Here is a 19,108-nt window from a genome sequence, read left to right as displayed (position 1 = left end):
AAGAGAGGTAGATGTGGGCCCGGTAATGTTGGATGTGGCAGGCTTTGAGCTGGATGCCGAAGAACGTGAAATTCTCAAGCACCCACTGGTCGGTGGGCTGATTCTGTTTACCCGCAACTATCACGATCCTGAGCAGTTACGTGAACTGGTGCGCCAAATCCGTGAGGCTTCTCGCCATCGTCTGATCGTTGCCGTTGACCAGGAAGGGGGTCGCGTTCAACGTTTTCGTGAAGGGTTTACCCGTTTACCGGCAGCACAATCTTTTGCCGCGATACACGGTCTGGAGCTGGGCGGCGAACTGGCCAAAGAAGCGGGTTGGTTGATGGCAAGTGAAATGATTGCCATGGATATCGACATCAGCTTTGCACCTGTGCTGGATGTTGGCCATATCAGTGCCGCCATTGGTGAGCGTTCCTACCATGAAGATCCGCATAAAGCGCTGGCGATGGCCACCTGTTTTATTGATGGAATGCACGCGGCTGGCATGAAAACGACGGGTAAACACTTCCCGGGGCATGGCGCGGTAACTGCGGATTCACATAAAGAAACGCCTCGCGATCCCCGTGCGCAGGCGCTTATTCGTGAACACGACATGCAGATTTTCCGCCGTTTGATTACTGAAAATAAACTCGATGCGATTATGCCGGCGCATGTTATCTATACCGATGTAGATCCGCTTCCAGCGAGTGGTTCTCCGCACTGGCTGAAAACCGTTTTGCGTGGGGAACTCGGCTTTAATGGCGTTATCTTCTCTGACGATTTATCGATGGAAGGTGCGGCGATTATGGGGAGCTACGCCGAACGCGGGCAGGCGTCGCTGGATGCAGGTTGCGATATGATCCTGGTCTGCAATAATCGTAATGGCGCGGTCAGCGTGTTAGATAACCTGTCTCCGGTCAAAGCAGAGCGTGTTACAGGTTTGTATCATAAAGGTTCATTTACCCGCCAGGAGCTGATGTCGACAGCGCGTTGGAAAGCAGCAAACCAGCAACTTGAGGCGCTGCATGAACAGTGGCAAGCCCTCAAGGCGGGTCTTTAACTCATCAGGCCAAACGGCCTGAATTCGTGTGGTGAGGATGCAATGATTATCTATTTACACGGTTTCGACTCTAATAGTCCTGGTAACCATGAAAAGGTGCTGCAACTCCAGTTTATCGATCCGGACGTACGGCTTATTAGTTACAGCACGCTGCATCCGAAACACGATATGCAGCATCTACTTAAAGAAGTCGACAAGATGCTGCAACTGAGTGCCGATGAACGACCACTGATTTGCGGTGTCGGGCTTGGGGGCTTCTGGGCTGAGCGTATCGGTTTCTTGTGTGATATTCGTCAGGTCATCTTTAACCCGAATTTGTTCCCACAAGAGAACATGGAAGGGAAGATCGATCGTCCTGAGGAATACACCGATATTGCGACCAAGTGTGTGCAAAATTTCCGCGAGAAAAATCGCGATCGTTGCCTGGCGATTTTGTCCCGAAATGATGAGTCGCTGGATAATGTGCGTGCCGCAGAATTGTTACATCATTACTATGAGATTGTGTGGGATCAGGAACAGACCCATAAATTCAAAAATATCTCACCGCACTTGCAGCGGATAAAAGCGTTCAAAACGCTGGGTTAAACAGGCGTATTAAGTTCCAAAAACCAAAGGGTCAGCCATGTGCTGGCCCTTTTTGTTTATCTTTTCGGCATAAAAATTTGATGCACATCAATTTTGGTATGACCAATACACCATCCATGTTATTCTTTGGTCATATTAGTGAGTTTGTTTCGCTAACTTGTTGTTAATTAAATGCTATTTACATAACCTTTAATTAACAATTGGTTAATATTTTAAGGGGGTCACTTTGACTACACCATTAAGAAAAATTGTCATTGTCGGTGGTGGTGCTGGCGGACTTGAACTGGCTACTCAGTTAGGTAAAAAACTGGGCCGTGGTAAAAAAGCAAAAGTTACGCTTATCGACCGTAACCATAGCCATTTATGGAAACCGCTGTTGCACGAAGTGGCAACCGGCTCGCTGGATGAAGGTGTGGATGCACTGAGCTACCTGGCGCACGCACGTAATCATCACTTCCAGTTCCAGTTAGGTTCAGTGGTCGATATTAACCGTGAAAGCAAAACCCTGACACTTGCAGAACTGCGTGATGATAAAGGCGAGCTGCTGGTCCCTGAACGTAAAATTCCTTATGACACACTGGTGATGGCGCTGGGCAGTACCTCCAACGACTTCAATACCCCAGGCGTTAAAGACAATTGTATCTTCCTGGATAACCCGCATCAGGCGCGTCGATTCCATTCTGAAATGCTGAATCTATTCCTTAAGTATTCTGCAAACCTGGGTGCCAGCGGCAAAGTTAACATCGCGATCGTAGGCGGCGGGGCGACGGGTGTTGAGCTGTCAGCTGAGTTGCACAACGCAGTGAAACAGCTGCACAGTTATGGCTACAAAGGTCTGACTAATGAAGCGTTGAACGTCACGTTGGTTGAGGCGGGCGAACGTATTTTACCTGCATTGCCACCGCGTATTTCTGCTGCGGCGCACAGCGAGTTAACTAAATTGGGCGTGCGTGTTCTTACCCAAACTATGGTGACTTCTGCTGATGCGGGTGGCCTGAATACCAAAGACGGTGAATACATTGCTGCAGACCTGATGGTTTGGGCGGCAGGGATTAAAGCGCCAGATTTCATGAAAGATATTGGTGGACTTGAAACTAACCGTATCAATCAACTGGTGACTGAGCCAACGCTGCAAACCACGCGCGATCCTGATATCTACGCGATTGGTGATTGCGCTTCATGTGCGCGTCCTGAAGGTGGTTTTGTACCACCACGTGCGCAAGCTGCGCACCAGATGGCATCGCTGGTGCTGGACAATATTCTCGCGCAGATGAAAGATAAGCCGCTGAAAGCCTACATCTATAAAGATCACGGTTCGCTGGTCTCGCTGTCTAAATTCTCCACCGTTGGTAGCCTGATGGGTAACCTGATGCGCGGATCAATGATGGTCGAAGGGCGTATGGCGCGTTTTGTTTATATCTCGCTGTACCGTATGCACCAGGTTGCACTTCACGGTTACTTTAAAACTGGCCTGATGATGCTGGTGGGCAGCATTAACCGTGTGATTCGTCCACGTTTAAAACTGCACTAATTAGCATTCAGCATGAAAGACAAACCCGGCTCTGGCCGGGTTTTTTGTTATGCCAGTGCAGCATAAAATTTCACAAATGTGTTTACCACGCTTAGGAATTCTCTCAAACACCTGTTTTCACCGTACGAATCCGCACTTTTCATCCTTTGTCTGATTTGTCTAATCCCGCTTGTGGTTGCAAAATTGTTAGCAATAGCAAAGTCAGGAGGATGTCCTGTGAATAAATCAATGTTAGCAGGTATAGGTATCGGCGTGGCCGCAGCACTGGGCGTGGCGGCAGTTGCCAGCATGAACGTTTTTGAGGCTGGTCCGAAGTATGCGCAGGTCGTGTCAGCGACACCTATCAAGGAAACAGTAAAAACGCCGCGTAAGGAGTGCCAGAACGTCACGGTTACTCATCGTCGCCCGGTACAGGATGAGAACCGAATTATCGGTTCAGCGCTGGGTGCAGTGGCCGGTGGGGTGATTGGCCATCAGTTTGGTGGTGGACGCGGTAAAGACGTTGCCACGGTAGTGGGAGCATTGGGCGGTGGTTACGCAGGTAACCAGGTTCAGGGCAACATGCAAGACCGTGACACTTACACCACCACAGAGCAGAAATGCAAAACGGTTTACGACAAATCAGAGAAAATGCTCGGTTATGATGTCACGTACCGTATCGGCGATCAGCAGGGTAAAATCCGCATGGATAAAGACCCTGGTGAGCAAATTCCTCTGGATAATAACGGCCAGTTAGTTCTGAATAAAATCTAACGAATACCACCAAAAGCCCATCCAGAAAGATGGGCTTTTTGGTTTTAATGCTTACCACGCAGCTGCTGTTGCAACTCCAGTAGTGCGGTCACTTCTGTTAATCGCCGTTGCGTATAAGCCGGGACCTCGTCAGGCGTGCGCAGAAACACTCTGTTCTCGCCAAATACCACATCATTCAAACAGCGATCGTAAAGCGGCCCGGCAATAAGTTTGCGCTCAGTGCTGACGCCAGTCATTAGCTCAACTACTTCATTCGCGCCTTCTCGATCGATATTGATGATTCGTCCATCATGAAGATAAATGCGCATCCCCTTTTGCCCGCCAGCGGGCCCGGCATATTTATTGAGATGCAGGGTAAACGGGATATCGCTTATTGTGCCGGTGAGCAGTGCTTCACCTTCTGCAGTCGTGACATCGCCTGGTGCTACCGCATTTCCCAGCCGATCATGGGCGTAGTTGAGTTTAATCGTTAGCCTGTCATTCCCACCGACATGGTGTACGGTTTCGCGCATCATCGCGAGAACGTGAGTCCCAATGTCGACAATCACGCCGTCAGGATGACGCAACTGGCGGGTATCCGCTTCCCCGGTGGCGAAGTTCAGCGCGATAGGCTCCCCTGCTGCGTTAAATCCGCTTGGTTCACGTAAGAAACCTTCAATCCGGCTTATTTCATTGATGTTGCGAATGTAATCGCAGGCTTGAGTGCGAACCATCCAGTGATCTAACGCCAGAACGCGAGCAGCACTGTGCGGCTCTTTAAGTAATGTTTCGAGCTTCTCGAGTTGTGCAAGCGTGGCAGCAACTGGCTTTTCAACCACAATCGCCGGGACCTCGCTTTGCAGTACCCGCTCAAGTACCGGTAAATGATGGAGCGAGGAAGTTGTGATTAGCACGACATCAAGTGGCAATGCCAGCAACGCATCCAGAGAATCGCAACGGTTGATACCGTCTGGTTGTCGAGTGGCGTCGGCGTCGTAACCATACAGTTCGAGAGCAGGAGGGGAGATGCGGCGTAACGCCGGAAGATACGCGGTTTCGATGACCGAACCTAAACCTATAATGCCTGCCAACATAGTGAATTATTAACCGTGTGAATAATTAGAGTCCCTATGTTTTAAATGACTATTGTGAATTGGTCGAGCACGGATTTGTCCCTGAGTGTAAAAAACAGGCGGTTTTTTATCCGCCTGCCGTGATTTTCTTAGAACAGCAGCGAGTAGTTCACACCGTAAGTGCGTCCACGGCCTTTATACTCATACAGCGATGGGCTGCCGTAAGTTGGGCTATACAGCAATGGTGCGCGCTGTCCCCACACGGTGGTGTAATCTTTATCCAGCAAGTTTTCGATGCTGAAGCTGAGTTTGCCCACTGGCAATGCATAGCTACCAATAAAGTCGATGGTGTTGTAGCCATTGATCTTATTGTCGTTCGCATCGGTCAAATCAAACGTCTGCTGGCTTTGAACTCGCAGGCTCCACGGATCGGGTGCCCAGCCAACGTATGCGGTGGCTTTCGACGGGCTTGCGTAAATCACATCCCATTTCTGCCATTTTCCGTCAACTTTGGTTTCAGATTTCAGCACGTTGAAGTTAACACCGGTGCTCCAGTTTGAATCTGGAATGAAGTAATCTACCGCACCTTCAACCCCGTAAATACGGCGCTTATCATCCTGAACATTGATTGTCATATCTGCACGGTTGATGGCGATAGACTTATCGGACAACGAGTAGTACGCCGCAATCTGGCTGCGCAGGCTATCACCGGTATAACGCCAGCCTAACTCGTAAGAATCGACCTTGATCCCCTGGAGTTTAGACTGCCCAACGTTAACGCTATTAAGGAGTTGGTAATGGCCGTTAACCAGACGGTAAGTACCGTTGCCGTAGTACTTGCCTGGGTCTGGTAGCTCAACACCTTGCGAGAAGTTGAACCACGTTTGTTGGCGCTCGGTGATGTGCATCAGCACGCCAGCATTGAACAACGCGTTGTCATAATCGGTGCTACCGCCAGGAATGGCATCGGCAGAATTTGCGATACCGTTCGCAATGCCTTGTTGCTGAGTAAACCCAACAAAGTCATCAACTTTATTCTCAGTCCACTGGTAGCGCACGCCGCCGCTGACAGTAAACAAGTCATTGATGTCATAGCTGGTTTGCAAGAACGGGGCGAGGTTAGTGATGGTGTAACCGGGGTAGCGACCGGTGGTATAAATACTTTGGTTATTCAGGCCACCCGAGGCATTTGCTTTCGCCAAATCAAAGAACATCTGGTTCGACGTAAAGCTCTCGTGATCGGCGTCCACACCATAAGTAATCTGCCAGCCGTCGAGCGGTTGGCTGGTCAGTGCCAGTTTCGCACCGTACTGATCGGTATCCTGCTGAGATGCAGAGAAACTGGTGACCTTATTACGCGTCAGGGTAGGGAACGGATAGAACGTCAGGGATTCATCACGATAATAAATCTGCCCAACCAACTCCTGACCGAGGAAATCGCTGTTGGAATATTGCAGGCTAATGAGATGGCGCTCGGTGCCAGGAATGCGGTCTGAATTAAGCTCATCACTGACATACGCTTTGCCGTTGCCCGTCACCGCAGAAAAATTCTGCCCCAAATTCAGACCGTAATCATCATCACCCTGGCTTTTGTAATACTGCGTAACCAACTGAAGCTGCTGGGTTTCATCAATGTTTAACGTACCCGTTCCCATAACATCCAGACGGTCGGAATACTGTAAACCTGTCTGTGTATTATCGAGCAGGGTCTGGTCGCCATTGCCGTCATACCAACCGCCAAACTTTTGATAAGCCACCGAAAGACGCCCGGAAGCATGGTCGTTACCACCAGAAATGGCACCGGCAACACGCTCATCGTGATCTTTGCTGCTGTTAAAACCTGATTTAAGACCCGTTTCAAATTCCATCTGGGTTTCAGGTTGGCCTTTTTTGGTCACGATGTTAATCAGACCGCCCGTACTCCCGCCGCCATACAGGGACGTCGCGCCGGAGATGACTTCGATATGCTCGATATTGAACGGGTCAATAGAATCTAGCTGGCGGCTATCGGTTCGGGACGAATTCAGGCGTACACCATCCACTAATACGACGATCGAACGGCCACGCATGTTCATGCCGTAGTTGGTACGGCTTTGGCTACCGACATCAAGGCCCGGGATAAGCTGTGCAAGGGCATCTTTCAGCTCCTTGCCACCCTGGATTTGTTGTTCAAGATCAGCGCCTTCGATAACCCAGGTGGTCTGTGCCATTTCTGCCACCGTGCGGTGCATACGGTTTGCAGAAACCAAAATATCTTCTTCGGATGTTTGCTGCGCGAAAGCCGGAGCCATCATCGCCAGGAGCAACGGGTTAAGCACCCAGCGCGCGTTTTTATGCATCATCATCATTCCTTGGATGGGAAATAATTAACATTTAAAAATGTTTTGAAATATGAACGAGCAGAATTTTGCCGATAACGGTTCTCATTATCAATATCAATTGATAGTATTTCTCAAATTAATCTTATGAATAATCACATTATTTCTGTGGTTTACTTTTTTGAGCGTACGCCGTGAATGGCAAAGGAGTCGAAATGTCTGGGGTGCAAGGCTATCGATTGTTTAATGTGCAGCTAGTGAATAAATCGCAGGTTTCACCTTCACTGCTGAGTCTGGTTTTTGGCGGACCCGACGTCGCCAAAATGAAATGTGATTCGCCGGATCAACGGATCAAAATGTTATTCCCGTCAGAAGATGGTTCACTCCCGGCCTTACCAGAACAGGCGCAGTGGTATCAGTTACTGCAAGAATTGCCCAAAGAGAAGCGGCCAGTTGTGCGTACCTATACCTTGCGCCACGTTGACCGCGAGCGTCAGGAAGTGACGGTTGAATTTGTTAGTCACGGTACGGAAGGCCCGGCATCGGCATGGGCTATTGCGTCGAAGCCTGGGGATAAAATCCAAATCGTTGCCCCAAATGCGGATTACCCGCAAGACAGCGGCGGTTATGAGTGGACGCCGCCTGCGGGCTTGCGTCAGGCGTTAATTATTGCCGATGAAACCGCACTGCCAGCGGCGCGAGGTATTCTTGAACTGCTGGCAACGCAGCAAAATCCGCCGCAAATCCAGGCATTTTTTGAAGTGCCAGAGCAGGGTGATTGTGTTGATTTAAGCGAATTTAGCTTCGCCAGCATTCACTGGTTGCCTCGTAATCCTTCTAAAGCCAGCCACGGAGAGTGTTTGCTAAAAGCGGTCCGAGCTGAGGCGCAAGTCCCTAAAACGGCAGGAGCTGTTGAAGCGATCAACGAAGAAGCGGAAGGCGAATTGCTGTGGGATAAAGCCACTACTGGCAGCACTGCGTTTTATGGTTGGGTTGCTGGGGAATCGACGGTTGTGAAAATGCTGCGGCGCTATTTGATAGGTGAATGTGGCGTTAACCACGACGCTATCAACTTTATGGCTTACTGGAGTAAAGGGCGGCAAAAGTAAAAGCGGACCTCTGAAAAAGGCGGATGAGTTTGAATTATCCGCCTCAGTGCCGTTTAGATTTTCTTCAGTTCAGGCATCAGCCGCATCGTGGTGCTAACTATCTGTAAAAGCTCATCGTAACTGGCGTTTTCACGCGCGCTGACCGACATCCCCTGAATGATACAGCACAAGTATTTAGCCAGCTTACGCACGCAGCTGCTGGAGGGGATTTCACCTTTCTCCTGGCGCTTACTCAGAAAACGCACCAAAGTTTCTTCCTGCATCGACTGGCGTGTTTTTATCACGGCGGCAATATCTTCCGAAGATGCTGCCAGCACTGATGAAGTACAGATGATAAAACAACCTGTTGGCGTGTCTTTCTCCGTAAATAACTTTGCAATCAGCGATAAATAATCTTCCAGCGCTTCTTCAAGCGTCCGATCTTCGCAGAATAAACATGCCTCACGCATTTGCGTAAAGCGCGCGATATAGCGATCCAGCACCGCCCGGAAGAGCCCCTCTTTATTCGTAAACTCGGCGTACAGCGTCGGGGCTTTCGCGCCCGTTGCTTCTACCAAATGCGCCATAGAGGTGGCTTCGTAGCCGTGTTGCCAGAACAAAGCCATGGCCTTGTCGAGTGCTGCTTCCCTGTCAAACACCTTCGGACGGCCACGGCTTTTTTTAATGCAACTTGTATCAGATGACATGTATGCCGTTTAACCTTTGTCTGTTTAATGAACGATCATTATAAAAATAAAAACCCCCGGTAGCTAGAGGCTTTTAGGGTAAAAATAAATGAATCCTATCTTAATGAAAAATAGGGTTTTTATAAAATAATTAATGAACGTTATTAAATTAATTTGACGTGTGACTCAGATCACGTTTATGATTTAGTTATCGATCGTTAAGTAAATGACTTTACGACCTTACAAATCATCTGCTCAAGGTAAATAACATGAAAAACGTGAAAACTCTCATCGCTGCCGTTGTATTAAGCTCAATCTCTTTTGCAAGCTTTGCCGCTGTAGAAGTTCAAGCCACTCCAACAGGTCAACAGAAAATCGGTACTGTGACGGCAACCGCGGGTACTAACCTTGATTCTCTGGAAGCACAACTGGCTGAAAAAGCGGATCAAATGGGTGCAAGTTCATTCCGTATCACTTCAGTAACCGGTCCGAACACGTTGCATGGTACTGCGGTAATTTATAAATAAGTCATTACCCGTCATACTTCGAGCTGCATGTGCGTTGGCTGCACTCACTCACCCCAGTCACTTACTCAAGTAAGCTCCTGTGGACGCATGAGTTTGCCGCGTTACTCGGCCCGTGGCCTCGCCCCTTTGGGGCCAGCGCAAGCGCTGTTCTAAAACGCCGACGCGTTTTAGTCCTGCAACTCGAATTATTTAGGGTATATAGTAAAAATGATTTCATAAAAAAGGCTCCGTTGAAAAACAGAGCCTTTTTTGTGTCTCGATAAATTAGATTTCAGTTGCAACTGCCGGATGAGCATTCACTTCAACTGGCATTCCTGAGCGATGCTGCATGGCTTGCTCCATTACCGTTGCGTCAGTTTCAGGTGCGGACTGGAATTGTTTCATCTGCTCGTTAAGCACAATCGGCAGCACTTGAGGGTCGTCATTAATATCTTTTGACAGCGGCTGATGCACCTCAACTAAACGAGTACCGTCCGGTTCAACGGAGGTCTTGATCGCGGTGTTAATAATGCGCACTGGCGTTCCGACCGGCATCTCTTTATACAGAGCCTTGATATCGTCATCACGCAGACGAATGCAGCCAGAACTGACGCGCATACCAATACCAAAGTCTGCGTTGGTGCCGTGTAACAGGTAGACACCACCATAGGCGGCAAGGCGAATCGCATGGTGACCCATTGGGTTATCCGGCCCGGCAGGCACTACGGCCGGGAGTTTGATGCCATTTGCCAGGTAGCGCGCACGAATATTCGCTGTGGGTGTCCAGGTTGGGTTGGCACGTTTATCTGAAATAGTCGTCACCATGGTTGGCGTTACGGTGTCGCCACCAAGTTGGCCAATTCCAATAGGGTAAACGGTGACGCTGTTTTTACCTGCCGGATAGTAGTAAACACGAAGCTCGGCGAGATTAAGTACCAGCCCCTGGCGTGGGGCATCGGGCAACAGCATTTGACGTGGGATCGTCAGCACGCTTCCCGCACGAGGAACATAAGGGTCAACCCCCGGATTTGCCTGAAGCAAAGCCAGGAAACCCACATTGTACTTTTTCGCAATCGCCTCAAGCGAACCCCCATTATTCTCCACGACATGGAAAATATTCTTGCCGATCAGACGGCTTCCTTCTGGTGGCAATGGGTAAGAGTTGGCGACAGCCTGAAACGAGGCCAGTGTTGCGCTAACCAGCATGATCGACGCGAGCCAGCGAATGACGCGAGCTTTGCGGGATGATGAAACGCTCAGAGAGGTAATCACGATAAACCCTATGAAAAATGTGTATGTTATAAAAAAGTTAATCGATGATTATGACGGGAGAGCGTGTAGGGAAATCCTGGCGGATTGAAAGAATGTGTAAATGTTACAAAGTTAGTGCCTTAGACATTTCTAAGGCACTGTTAAGGGATTAAGCCGCTGCGTTCTGTGCAAGCTGATGCATAAAGTTACGCACCCATTCCATACGGGCTTTGCGGTCGGCGAGATCTTCAATAAATTTTAGACGAGTTGGTCCATCCAGACGGTAATGCTGAGGCTGTTTTTGCAGTAAACCAATCAACCATACTGGATTAACATGGTTCTTCTCGGCAAATTCAATCACGCCACCTTTTTCGTTACCTTCGATTTTACGTACACCTAATTTCTGCGCCTGCTGGCGCAACGCGGCAATATCCAGCAGGTTGCGCGCAGGGTCGGGTAGTAAACCAAAGCGGTCAATCAACTCTACTTTTAACTCGTCGAGTTCATGTCCCGTTTTTGCACTGGCGATGCGTTTGTAGAACGACAGGCGCGTATTGACGTCCGGAATGAAATCATCAGGCAGCAGGGCTGGCATACGCAGTTCAACTTCGGTCTGGCTGCTGGTCAAATCTTCAAGTGACGGCTCACGGCCTTCTTTAAGCGCATCGACCGCGTTTTCCAGCAACTCCATATACAGCGAGAAACCGATGGTTTCCATCGAACCGCTTTGGCCTTCGCCGAGCAACTCACCCGCACCACGAATTTCCAGGTCGTGAGTCGCCAGGGCAAAACCTGCCCCCAAATCTTCGAGAGAAGCGATAGCCTCGAGGCGTTTTTGCGCGTCGGTCGTCATCGCTTTTGGATGTGGCGTCAGCAACCAGGCATACGCCTGGTGATGCGAGCGCCCAACGCGGCCACGTAGCTGGTGCAACTGCGCAAGGCCGAAATGATCTGCGCGTTCGATGATAATCGTATTCGCAGTCGGAATATCGATACCGGTTTCGATAATCGTGGTACAGACCAGCACGTTGAAACGCTGGTGGTGGAAGTCGTTCATCACGCGTTCCAGCTCACGTTCACGCATTTGGCCGTGACCAATGGTGATGCGCGCTTCTGGCACTAATACCGCGAGGCGGTCTGCAGCTTTTTGGATATTTTCCACATCGTTATAAAGATAGTAAACCTGCCCGCCGCGCAGGACTTCACGCAGAATCGATTCGCGGACAACCAGTTCATCGTACTGGCGAACGAAAGTTTTCACCGCCAGACGGCGTGCCGGAGGCGTCGCGATAATCGACAAATCGCGCATCCCGCTCATCGCCATATTCAGCGTGCGTGGGATCGGTGTCGCAGTCAGCGTCAGGATATCGACGTCTGCACGCATGGCTTTAATTCGCTCTTTATGGCGCACACCAAAGCGATGCTCTTCATCGACAATCAGCAGCCCCAGGTCTTTCATCTTCACATCATTTTGCAGCAGTTTATGGGTGCCGATAAGAATATCGACTTTCCCTTCACTCGCATCTTGCAGGATTTGCGCTTGCTCTTTGGCGGTACGAAAACGCGATAGCATTTCGATGCGCACTGGCCAGTTGGCGAAACGGTCACGGAAGTTATCCAGATGCTGTTGAGCGAGCAGGGTGGTCGGCACCAGTACGGCAACTTGTTTGTGATTTTCCACCGCGAGGAAGGCGGCACGCATCGCCACTTCAGTTTTACCAAAGCCCACATCGCCACACACCAGACGGTCCATGGCCAGCGGCTGGCACATGTCGCTCAACACCGCATTAATCGCCTGAGCCTGGTCCGGCGTGGTTTCAAACGGGAAGGCATCGCAGAACAGTTGATATTGTTCGCGGTCATGCTTAAAGGCAAAGCCTTGTTTTGCGGCACGCTGCGCATAAATATCCAGCAATTCCGCAGCCACATCACGCACTTTCTCGGCGGCTTTCTGGCGCGCCCGTGACCATGCATCGCTGCCCAGTTTATGCAGCGGGGCATTTTCTTCAGCTCCACCCGCGTAACGGCTGATCAAATGCAGTGAAGAAACCGGTACGTAGAGTTTGGCGTCACCGTGATAGGTCAGCATCAGGTATTCACCTGTAATGCCACCGGCTTCAAGGGTGGTTAATCCGGCGTACCGGCCAACACCATGTTCAAGATGCACAACCGGTTGCCCGGTATGCAGCTCGGCCAGGTTGCGAATCAGGGTGTCTGGGTTAATGGTGCGACGACTATCCTGACGGCGGCGGCTGACGCGCTCACCCAGCAGATCGCTTTCACAAATCAACGCGCGGTTGCGCTGGGTATCGATGAAACCATGCTCGCTGGAGCCCTGCATCAAATAGCGGCCATTATCTTTGGCCTCATCAAGGCGATAGATACGCTTTGGCGCCACTTTGATGCGTGATAACAGTTCGCCTAACGCTTCACGGCGACCCTCGCTTTCTACGGAAAACACCACGGGTCCCGCGAAGGACTCAAGGAATTTACGCAGGTTATCGAGTGGAGCTTTCTGCTGCGCCTGAACGGAAAGGTCCGGCAATGCGCGATAGCCCAGGTTGGTAAACGCAGCTTTGTCGGCTAATGATTCAGTTTTGAGCTGGATGCGCGGCCAAGACTTTAACTCGCTGAACAGTTCGTCCACACGCAGCCACAGGCTTTCTGGTGGCAATAATGGCCGCATCGGATCGACGCCGCGATTTTCGAATCGGGCAACGGTATCCTGCCAGAAACGCTCGGCACTGTTTTCGATGTCGCCGGTGTTCACCAGCAAGGTGTTTTTTGGGAAATAACTAAACAGCGGCGGCAAAGGCTCGCTGAAGAACAGCGGCTGCCAGTATTCAATCCCGGCAGGGAGCGTATTTTTACTCACTTGCTGATAGATATGTTCCGGCTCACGTTTCACATCAAACTTGTCGCGCCACTGGCTGCGGAACAGTTCGATGGCGGTTTTATCGGTCGGGAATTCGTGTGCGGGCAGCAAGTTAATCGCATCAACTTCTTCGAGCGTGCGCTGTGTATCAACATCAAATACGCGCAGGCTATCGATTTCGTCATCAAAGAAATCGATGCGGTAGGGCTGTTCGCTCCCCATCGGGTATAAATCCAGCAATGCACCACGGGTAGCAAATTCACCGTGTTCCATCACCTGATCGACACTGCGATAACCGGCCTGTTCTAACTGGCTGCGGAGATTATCGCGTGATAAGCGCTGGCCTTTTTTCATCACCAACGCATGGCCGTGCAAGAAATTGTGCGGGCAGACGCGCTGCATCAACGTATTCACCGGCAGGATCAACACGCCGCGCTGCATGGTTGGCAACTGATACAATGTCGATAAACGCGAAGAGATAATTTCCTGATGCGGCGAGAAACTGTCGTAGGGCAGGGTTTCCCAGTCGGCAAGATTCACCACCAGGCTTTCCGTAAACTGAGTAATCTCGTCATGCAGACGTAGCGCATTCTGCATATCTGGAGCAATCAACACCACCGGTCCATTATGGCGCTCTATGATTTCGGCCACTTCGGTTGCACAAGCAGAACCGGTGAGTTCTCCAAGCTGACGCTGATCGCCAGCTTTAACAGGTAAGGAATAGCGATAATTTTCAGGCATAGAAGGTGTCAGAATCTCTCAGGTTGCATCGAATTTTATGGGCATATAACCCTGACGCGGCAAGAAGTTGCTTATTATTATCCGCGATCGTTTTGTATTAGCAACCCAATCGCAAAGCAGCCTGAGATTTGACCATCCTGCGGATGCCACTTAACCCGCATCCGTTGCCATCACCCTTTTTTTCGGCGGTGAAAAGAACATATCACCACACAGCACCCGCGATAGTTTCCTGAAGCCTAAACCCAGCAGGGTACATATTGCCAGGCTGAAGAACGGGTAAACCAGCAAAATGGCGAGGACCAGGTTATCGGAGAGGTGTCCGGCGTGGATTTGCGCAAGTGTGAATAAGCTTAATGCTTCAATCACAATGCGGTGGGTCGTGTAAATCGCAATGGTGTTAGTGCCGACAATATTCAGGAAGGCGTCTGGGCGACTTTCTCGCCAGTTATCAAGCAGATAAAACAGCTTCATAATGACGAAAATAGAGAGTACTGAAATCACCAGTGGGACGTTCACCAGATACAGCGCGGTAGAAACCAAAGCAGCGGCTACGCAGAATAAGGGTCGTTGGCGAGGGGAAAATGCTTTCATCGCGTTCATCAATTGTGGTCCAAACCACGCGCCCAGCCCGTAATAACACATGTTACGCACCACGCTGTTCATACCCCACCATGGCAGCGGCATAAAGCTGATAACCACATTCAGCGCCAGTAACATCACGATGACCGGAACTTTGTACTGGCGAAGGCTTTTGAAAACCAGAAAATAGAGCACCAGTGCGTAGAGATACCACAGGCTGGTGCTGGCTTTTGCCATGCTGGTGGCAAATTGTAAGAGGTTTTCTGAATAGGCCGCGTTGGATGTCGGGTTTCGCACCAGTTCGGGGGCCAGCCACTCATTGATTAACGTAATACCAAGCCACTGCAACACGCCCCATAACAGCAGAACATAAAAGATATTCCAGAGACGTTTATCAATGCAGTCCCGCCATTTCACCACGTCGATATAGCGGGTTATCAAAAATCCGGAAATAAAGAAAAAGACCGGCATGCGGAAAGGCGCCAGATATAGATTCAGGTAAATCCAGCTTTTGGCAATGTACTCAGGCAATCCAGTTTGGGATTGCACCAGGTGCGGATAAAAAGTGATCACCGAGTGATAGATAACCACAAGGCAGATGCACAATCCCTTGATATGGTTTATCCATAGTTGTTTGTTATTCATACGAGCGATATCTTCTGTTGGTCTGTATTGCCTTCAGGGTGGAAGATTGGTGGCAGTTTTTTTACCTGATTTGTCTGTTTTTGTAAGAATTCGGCGCCTTTCAGAAATTCCGCAGGGTCAGTAAATAACCGATTCGCGAGAGCTTTGACTTCGAAAACAAGATGTTATGAGATTGATTTAATTGGATTGCACATGTTCTGAAATATCAAAAAAACGTTATGTTTCATTTACTTGATAAGGTATCACTTATATACTTCTCGCCAACTTTGCATCCGCAACTGCAACAAGACGGAATACATGTATCAACCTGTCGCGTTATTTATAGGCCTGCGCTATATGCGTGGGCGAGCAGCTGACCGCTTCGGTCGCTTCGTTTCCTGGCTGTCGACTATCGGCATTACGCTTGGCGTAATGGCGCTGGTTACCGTGCTTTCCGTGATGAACGGATTCGAACGTGAGCTGCAAAACAACATTCTTGGACTGATGCCGCAGGCGATCATCAGCGCACCTCAAGGTTCCATTAATCCAGAAACGCTTCCTGCAAAAGATCTGCAACTCCAGGGCGTCACACGCATTGCTCCTATCACCACGGGTGATGTTGTGCTGCAAAGCGCGCGCAGCGTGGCGGTCGGTGTGATGCTGGGCGTGAAGCCGGATGAAAAAGATCCGCTTTCGCCGTTTTTGGTCAACGTTAAGCAAACTGACCTGGTCGCCGGGAAGTACAACATTATTCTGGGTGAGCAGCTTGCCGGGCAATTGGGTATTAAACGCGGTGATAGCATCCGTGTGATGGTGCCGTCCGCCAGCCAGTTTACGCCGATGGGGCGTTTGCCTAGCCAGCGGCTGTTCACGGTCATTGGTACTTTTGCGGCCAACAGCGAAGTCGACGGTTATCAAATGTTGGTGAACCAGCAAGATGCGTCGCGCCTGATGCGCTATCCGGCGGGCAATATCACCGGCTGGCGTTTGTGGCTGGCAGAACCGCTAAAAGTGGATGTGCTGAGTCAACAGACTTTACCGCAGGGCACCGAGTGGAAAGACTGGCGCGAACGTAAAGGGGAGCTTTTCCAGGCCGTACGCATGGAAAAAAATATGATGGGGCTGCTATTGAGCCTGATTGTGGCGGTTGCCGCATTTAACATCATTACGTCTCTCGGCCTGCTGGTTATGGAAAAACAAGGCGAAGTCGCCATTCTCCAGACTCAAGGGCTTACGCGTCGCCAAATCATGGCGGTGTTTATGGTGCAAGGGGCGAGTGCTGGCGTGATTGGTGCACTGCTTGGTGCGTTACTTGGTGCGCTACTTGCCAGCCAGTTAAACAATTTGATGCCGATTATTGGCGCGATGCTGGATGGTGCCACGCTGCCGGTTGCCATTGATCCGCTACAAGTTATCGTGATTGCCGTCGTTGCTATGGCGGTTGCGTTGTTATCCACGCTTTATCCATCGTGGCGTGCTGCCGCGACACATCCCGCTGAGGCTTTACGTTATGAGTAATTCAATCCTGTTGCAGTGTGACAAGCTGTGCAAACGCTATCAGGAAGGCAAAGTGCAAACGGACGTATTGCATGATGTCAGCTTCAGCATCGATACCGGCGAGCTAATGGCAATTGTCGGCAGCTCCGGCTCAGGCAAAAGTACCCTGCTGCACCTGTTAGGTGGGCTTGATACGCCGACCTCTGGCGATGTGATTTTCAACGACAAGCCGATGAGCTCAATGTCGTCTTCAGCTAAAGCAGAACTGCGTAACCGTGAGTTGGGCTTTATTTATCAGTTCCACCATTTACTGCCAGATTTTACCGCGATGGAAAACGTCGCGATGCCGCTGTTAATCGGCAAAAACAACACGGATGAAACCAGGCAACGTGCGTTGGAAATGCTGAAAGCTGTCGGTCTTGATCACCGCAGTAATCACCGTCCTTCAGAGCTGTCCGGTGGTGAACGTCAGCGTGTGGCGATAGCACGTGCACTGGTAAATAACCCGCGTCTGGTGCTGGCCGATGAACCGACCGGTAACCTGGATGCGCGTAATGCAGACAGTATTTTCGAACTGCTTGGTGAGCTTAACGTGCGCCAGGGAACTGCATTCCTCGTGGTGACTCACGATCTGCAATTGGCGCGTCGCATGTCTCGCCAGTTAGAAATGCGTGATGGTCGCCTGACCAATGAGCTGACTCTGATGGGAGCCCATTAATGGCTTCGCCACTGTCACTGCTTATTGGTTTGCGTTTTAGCCGCGGGCGTCGTCGCAGCGGTATGGTGTCATTGATTTCAATCATCTCCACTTTAGGTATCGCATTGGGTGTCGCGGTGCTGATTGTGGGGCTGAGCGCGATGAACGGTTTCGAGCGTGAGCTTAACAACCGCATTTTAGCGGTAGTACCACATGGCGAAATCGAACCGGTAAATCAGCCATTCCATGACTGGAGCGGTGTTTTACAACGTGTTGAGAAAGTGAAGGGGATTGCGGCGGCTGCGCCGTACATCAACTTCACCGGTCTGGTGGAAAGTGGGCCAAATCTGCGCGCTATTCAGGTAAAAGGGGTCGATCCTGCACAGGAGGTTCGCCTCAGCGCGTTACCGCAGTATGTGCAAAATAACGCGTGGGCTAACTTTAAGGCCGGTCAGCAGCAAATCATAATTGGTAAAGGGGTCGCTGATGCCCTGAAAGTGAAGCAGGGCGACTGGATTTCTATCATGATCCCCAACAGCAATGCCGATCACAAACTGCTGCAACCGAAGCGCGTACGCCTGCAAGTTGAGGGTATTCTTGCACTCAGCGGGCAGCTCGATCACAGCTTCGCGATGGTGCCAATGGCTGATGCGCAGAGCTATTTGGATATGGGGGACAGCGTCACCGGCATCGCTATCAAAGTGAATGATGTGTTTAACGCCAACCAGTTGGTGCGAGATGCTGGTGAAGTCACCAACGCTTACGTTTACATCAAAAGCTGGATTGGCACCTACGGTTACATGTACCGCGACATCCAAATGATCCGCGCCATCATGTATCTGGCGATGGTGCTGGTGATTGGCGTTGCCTGTTTCAACATCGTTTCCACGCTGGTTATGGCAGTGAAAGACAAGAGCAGCGATATCGCCGTCCTGCGTACCCTGGGTGCAAAAGATGGTTTGATTCGTGCCATTTTCATCTGGTATGGGCTGTTAGCTGGCCTGTTGGGCAGCGTGAGCGGTGTGATTATCGGAGTGCTGGCCTCCTGGCAACTGACCAATATCATCCGCGTGATTGAAAAGCTTATCGGCCACCAATTCCTGTCCGGCGATATTTATTTTATTGATTTCCTGCCATCCGAACTTCATTGGCTGGATGTTTTTTATGTGCTGGTGACAGCACTTTTACTGAGTCTGCTGGCAAGCTGGTACCCTGCGCGTCGCGCAAGCCGAATTGATCCGGCGAGGGTGCTAAGTGGCCAGTAATTTTGTCATGATTTGAGCTGT

Annotated in this window: 15 protein-coding genes; 9 read left to right on the top strand and 6 right to left on the bottom strand. The window is 50.4% G+C overall.

Translation table 11 applies throughout. The features are described 5' to 3' along the window. Nucleotides 1-13 precede the first annotated feature (13 nt). The 4 genes from nagZ (at nucleotide 14) to RHD99_RS15220 (ending at nucleotide 3,908) form a co-directional block, all read left to right on the top strand. Nucleotides 14-1,039: a beta-N-acetylhexosaminidase gene (gene nagZ / locus RHD99_RS15235; protein ID WP_309874983.1), complete on the top strand. Its 1,026-nt coding sequence runs from the start codon at nucleotides 14-16 to the stop codon at nucleotides 1,037-1,039. 42 nt (nucleotides 1,040-1,081) lie between these two features. Next, nucleotides 1,082-1,624, top strand: coding sequence for an alpha/beta hydrolase YcfP (ycfP, locus tag RHD99_RS15230; RefSeq protein ID WP_309874981.1), 543 nt, complete (start codon nucleotides 1,082-1,084; stop codon nucleotides 1,622-1,624). A gap of 226 nt (nucleotides 1,625-1,850) precedes the next feature. After that, nucleotides 1,851-3,155: an NAD(P)/FAD-dependent oxidoreductase gene (locus RHD99_RS15225; RefSeq protein ID WP_183271890.1), complete on the top strand. Its 1,305-nt coding sequence runs from the start codon at nucleotides 1,851-1,853 to the stop codon at nucleotides 3,153-3,155. A gap of 216 nt (nucleotides 3,156-3,371) precedes the next feature. Continuing rightward, complete coding sequence (locus RHD99_RS15220) at nucleotides 3,372-3,908, top strand: glycine zipper 2TM domain-containing protein (RefSeq protein WP_309874978.1); 537 nt, start codon at nucleotides 3,372-3,374, stop codon at nucleotides 3,906-3,908. Between the two features lie 44 nt (nucleotides 3,909-3,952). Here RHD99_RS15220 and RHD99_RS15215 read toward each other — a convergent pair whose 3' ends face one another. Together RHD99_RS15215 and iutA are read right to left on the bottom strand one after the other, a co-directional pair. Beyond that, nucleotides 3,953-4,981 carry a Gfo/Idh/MocA family oxidoreductase gene (locus RHD99_RS15215; RefSeq protein ID WP_309874976.1) on the bottom strand — a complete coding sequence of 343 codons (1,029 nt, stop codon included), beginning with the start codon at nucleotides 4,979-4,981 and terminating at the stop codon, nucleotides 3,953-3,955. Between the two features lie 128 nt (nucleotides 4,982-5,109). Continuing rightward, entirely contained in the window at nucleotides 5,110-7,299 is a 2,190-nt protein-coding gene (gene iutA / locus RHD99_RS15210) for a ferric aerobactin receptor IutA (RefSeq protein WP_309879176.1), read from the bottom strand. A gap of 194 nt (nucleotides 7,300-7,493) precedes the next feature. Here iutA and RHD99_RS15205 point away from each other — a divergent pair, with 194 nt between their 5' ends. Then, nucleotides 7,494-8,387 (top strand): siderophore-interacting protein, encoded by an 894-nt coding sequence (locus RHD99_RS15205; protein WP_309874975.1) that lies wholly within the window; start codon nucleotides 7,494-7,496, stop codon nucleotides 8,385-8,387. 53 nt (nucleotides 8,388-8,440) lie between these two features. Here the strand turns inward: RHD99_RS15205 and RHD99_RS15200 are convergent, their stop codons facing one another. Next, nucleotides 8,441-9,073 (bottom strand): TetR/AcrR family transcriptional regulator, encoded by a 633-nt coding sequence (locus RHD99_RS15200; RefSeq protein WP_183271886.1) that lies wholly within the window; start codon nucleotides 9,071-9,073, stop codon nucleotides 8,441-8,443. A gap of 248 nt (nucleotides 9,074-9,321) precedes the next feature. On the opposite strand from RHD99_RS15200, the gene bhsA reads away from it, so the two are divergent. Continuing rightward, a complete protein-coding gene (bhsA, locus tag RHD99_RS15195) occupies nucleotides 9,322-9,579 on the top strand; it encodes a multiple stress resistance protein BhsA (RefSeq protein ID WP_183271885.1) in 258 nt (85 codons plus the stop codon). A 264-nt stretch (nucleotides 9,580-9,843) separates the two neighbouring features. Here bhsA and ldtC read toward each other — a convergent pair whose 3' ends face one another. From ldtC to RHD99_RS15180, 3 genes are all read right to left on the bottom strand, one after another. Next, complete coding sequence (ldtC, locus tag RHD99_RS15190; protein ID WP_309879174.1) at nucleotides 9,844-10,764, bottom strand: L,D-transpeptidase LdtC; 921 nt, start codon at nucleotides 10,762-10,764, stop codon at nucleotides 9,844-9,846. A gap of 214 nt (nucleotides 10,765-10,978) precedes the next feature. Further along, on the bottom strand, nucleotides 10,979-14,425 hold the full coding sequence (gene mfd, locus RHD99_RS15185; protein ID WP_309874971.1) for a transcription-repair coupling factor: 3,447 nt from the start codon (nucleotides 14,423-14,425) through the stop codon (nucleotides 10,979-10,981). 150 nt (nucleotides 14,426-14,575) lie between these two features. Next, nucleotides 14,576-15,649, bottom strand: coding sequence for an acyltransferase family protein (locus RHD99_RS15180; protein WP_309874970.1), 1,074 nt, complete (start codon nucleotides 15,647-15,649; stop codon nucleotides 14,576-14,578). 297 nt (nucleotides 15,650-15,946) lie between these two features. Here RHD99_RS15180 and lolC point away from each other — a divergent pair, with 297 nt between their 5' ends. From lolC to lolE, 3 genes are read left to right on the top strand one after another with little or no spacing between them, the layout of a single operon-like run. Then, on the top strand, nucleotides 15,947-17,146 hold the full coding sequence (lolC, locus tag RHD99_RS15175) for a lipoprotein-releasing ABC transporter permease subunit LolC (RefSeq protein ID WP_309874968.1): 1,200 nt from the start codon (nucleotides 15,947-15,949) through the stop codon (nucleotides 17,144-17,146). After that, nucleotides 17,139-17,843: a lipoprotein-releasing ABC transporter ATP-binding protein LolD gene (gene lolD, locus RHD99_RS15170; RefSeq protein ID WP_309874966.1), complete on the top strand. Its 705-nt coding sequence runs from the start codon at nucleotides 17,139-17,141 to the stop codon at nucleotides 17,841-17,843. Before lolC ends, lolD begins: the two co-directional genes overlap by 8 nt. Next, nucleotides 17,843-19,087 carry a lipoprotein-releasing ABC transporter permease subunit LolE gene (gene lolE / locus RHD99_RS15165; protein ID WP_183271880.1) on the top strand — a complete coding sequence of 415 codons (1,245 nt, stop codon included), beginning with the start codon at nucleotides 17,843-17,845 and terminating at the stop codon, nucleotides 19,085-19,087. The genes lolD and lolE overlap by 1 nt, the downstream gene beginning before the upstream one ends. The last annotated feature ends 21 nt before the right edge of the window (nucleotides 19,088-19,108 follow it).

The organism is Buttiauxella selenatireducens (assembly GCF_031432975.1).
Classification (GTDB): Bacteria; Pseudomonadota; Gammaproteobacteria; order Enterobacterales; family Enterobacteriaceae; genus Buttiauxella; species Buttiauxella selenatireducens.
This window is presented reverse-complemented; position numbering and strand designations above follow the sequence as displayed.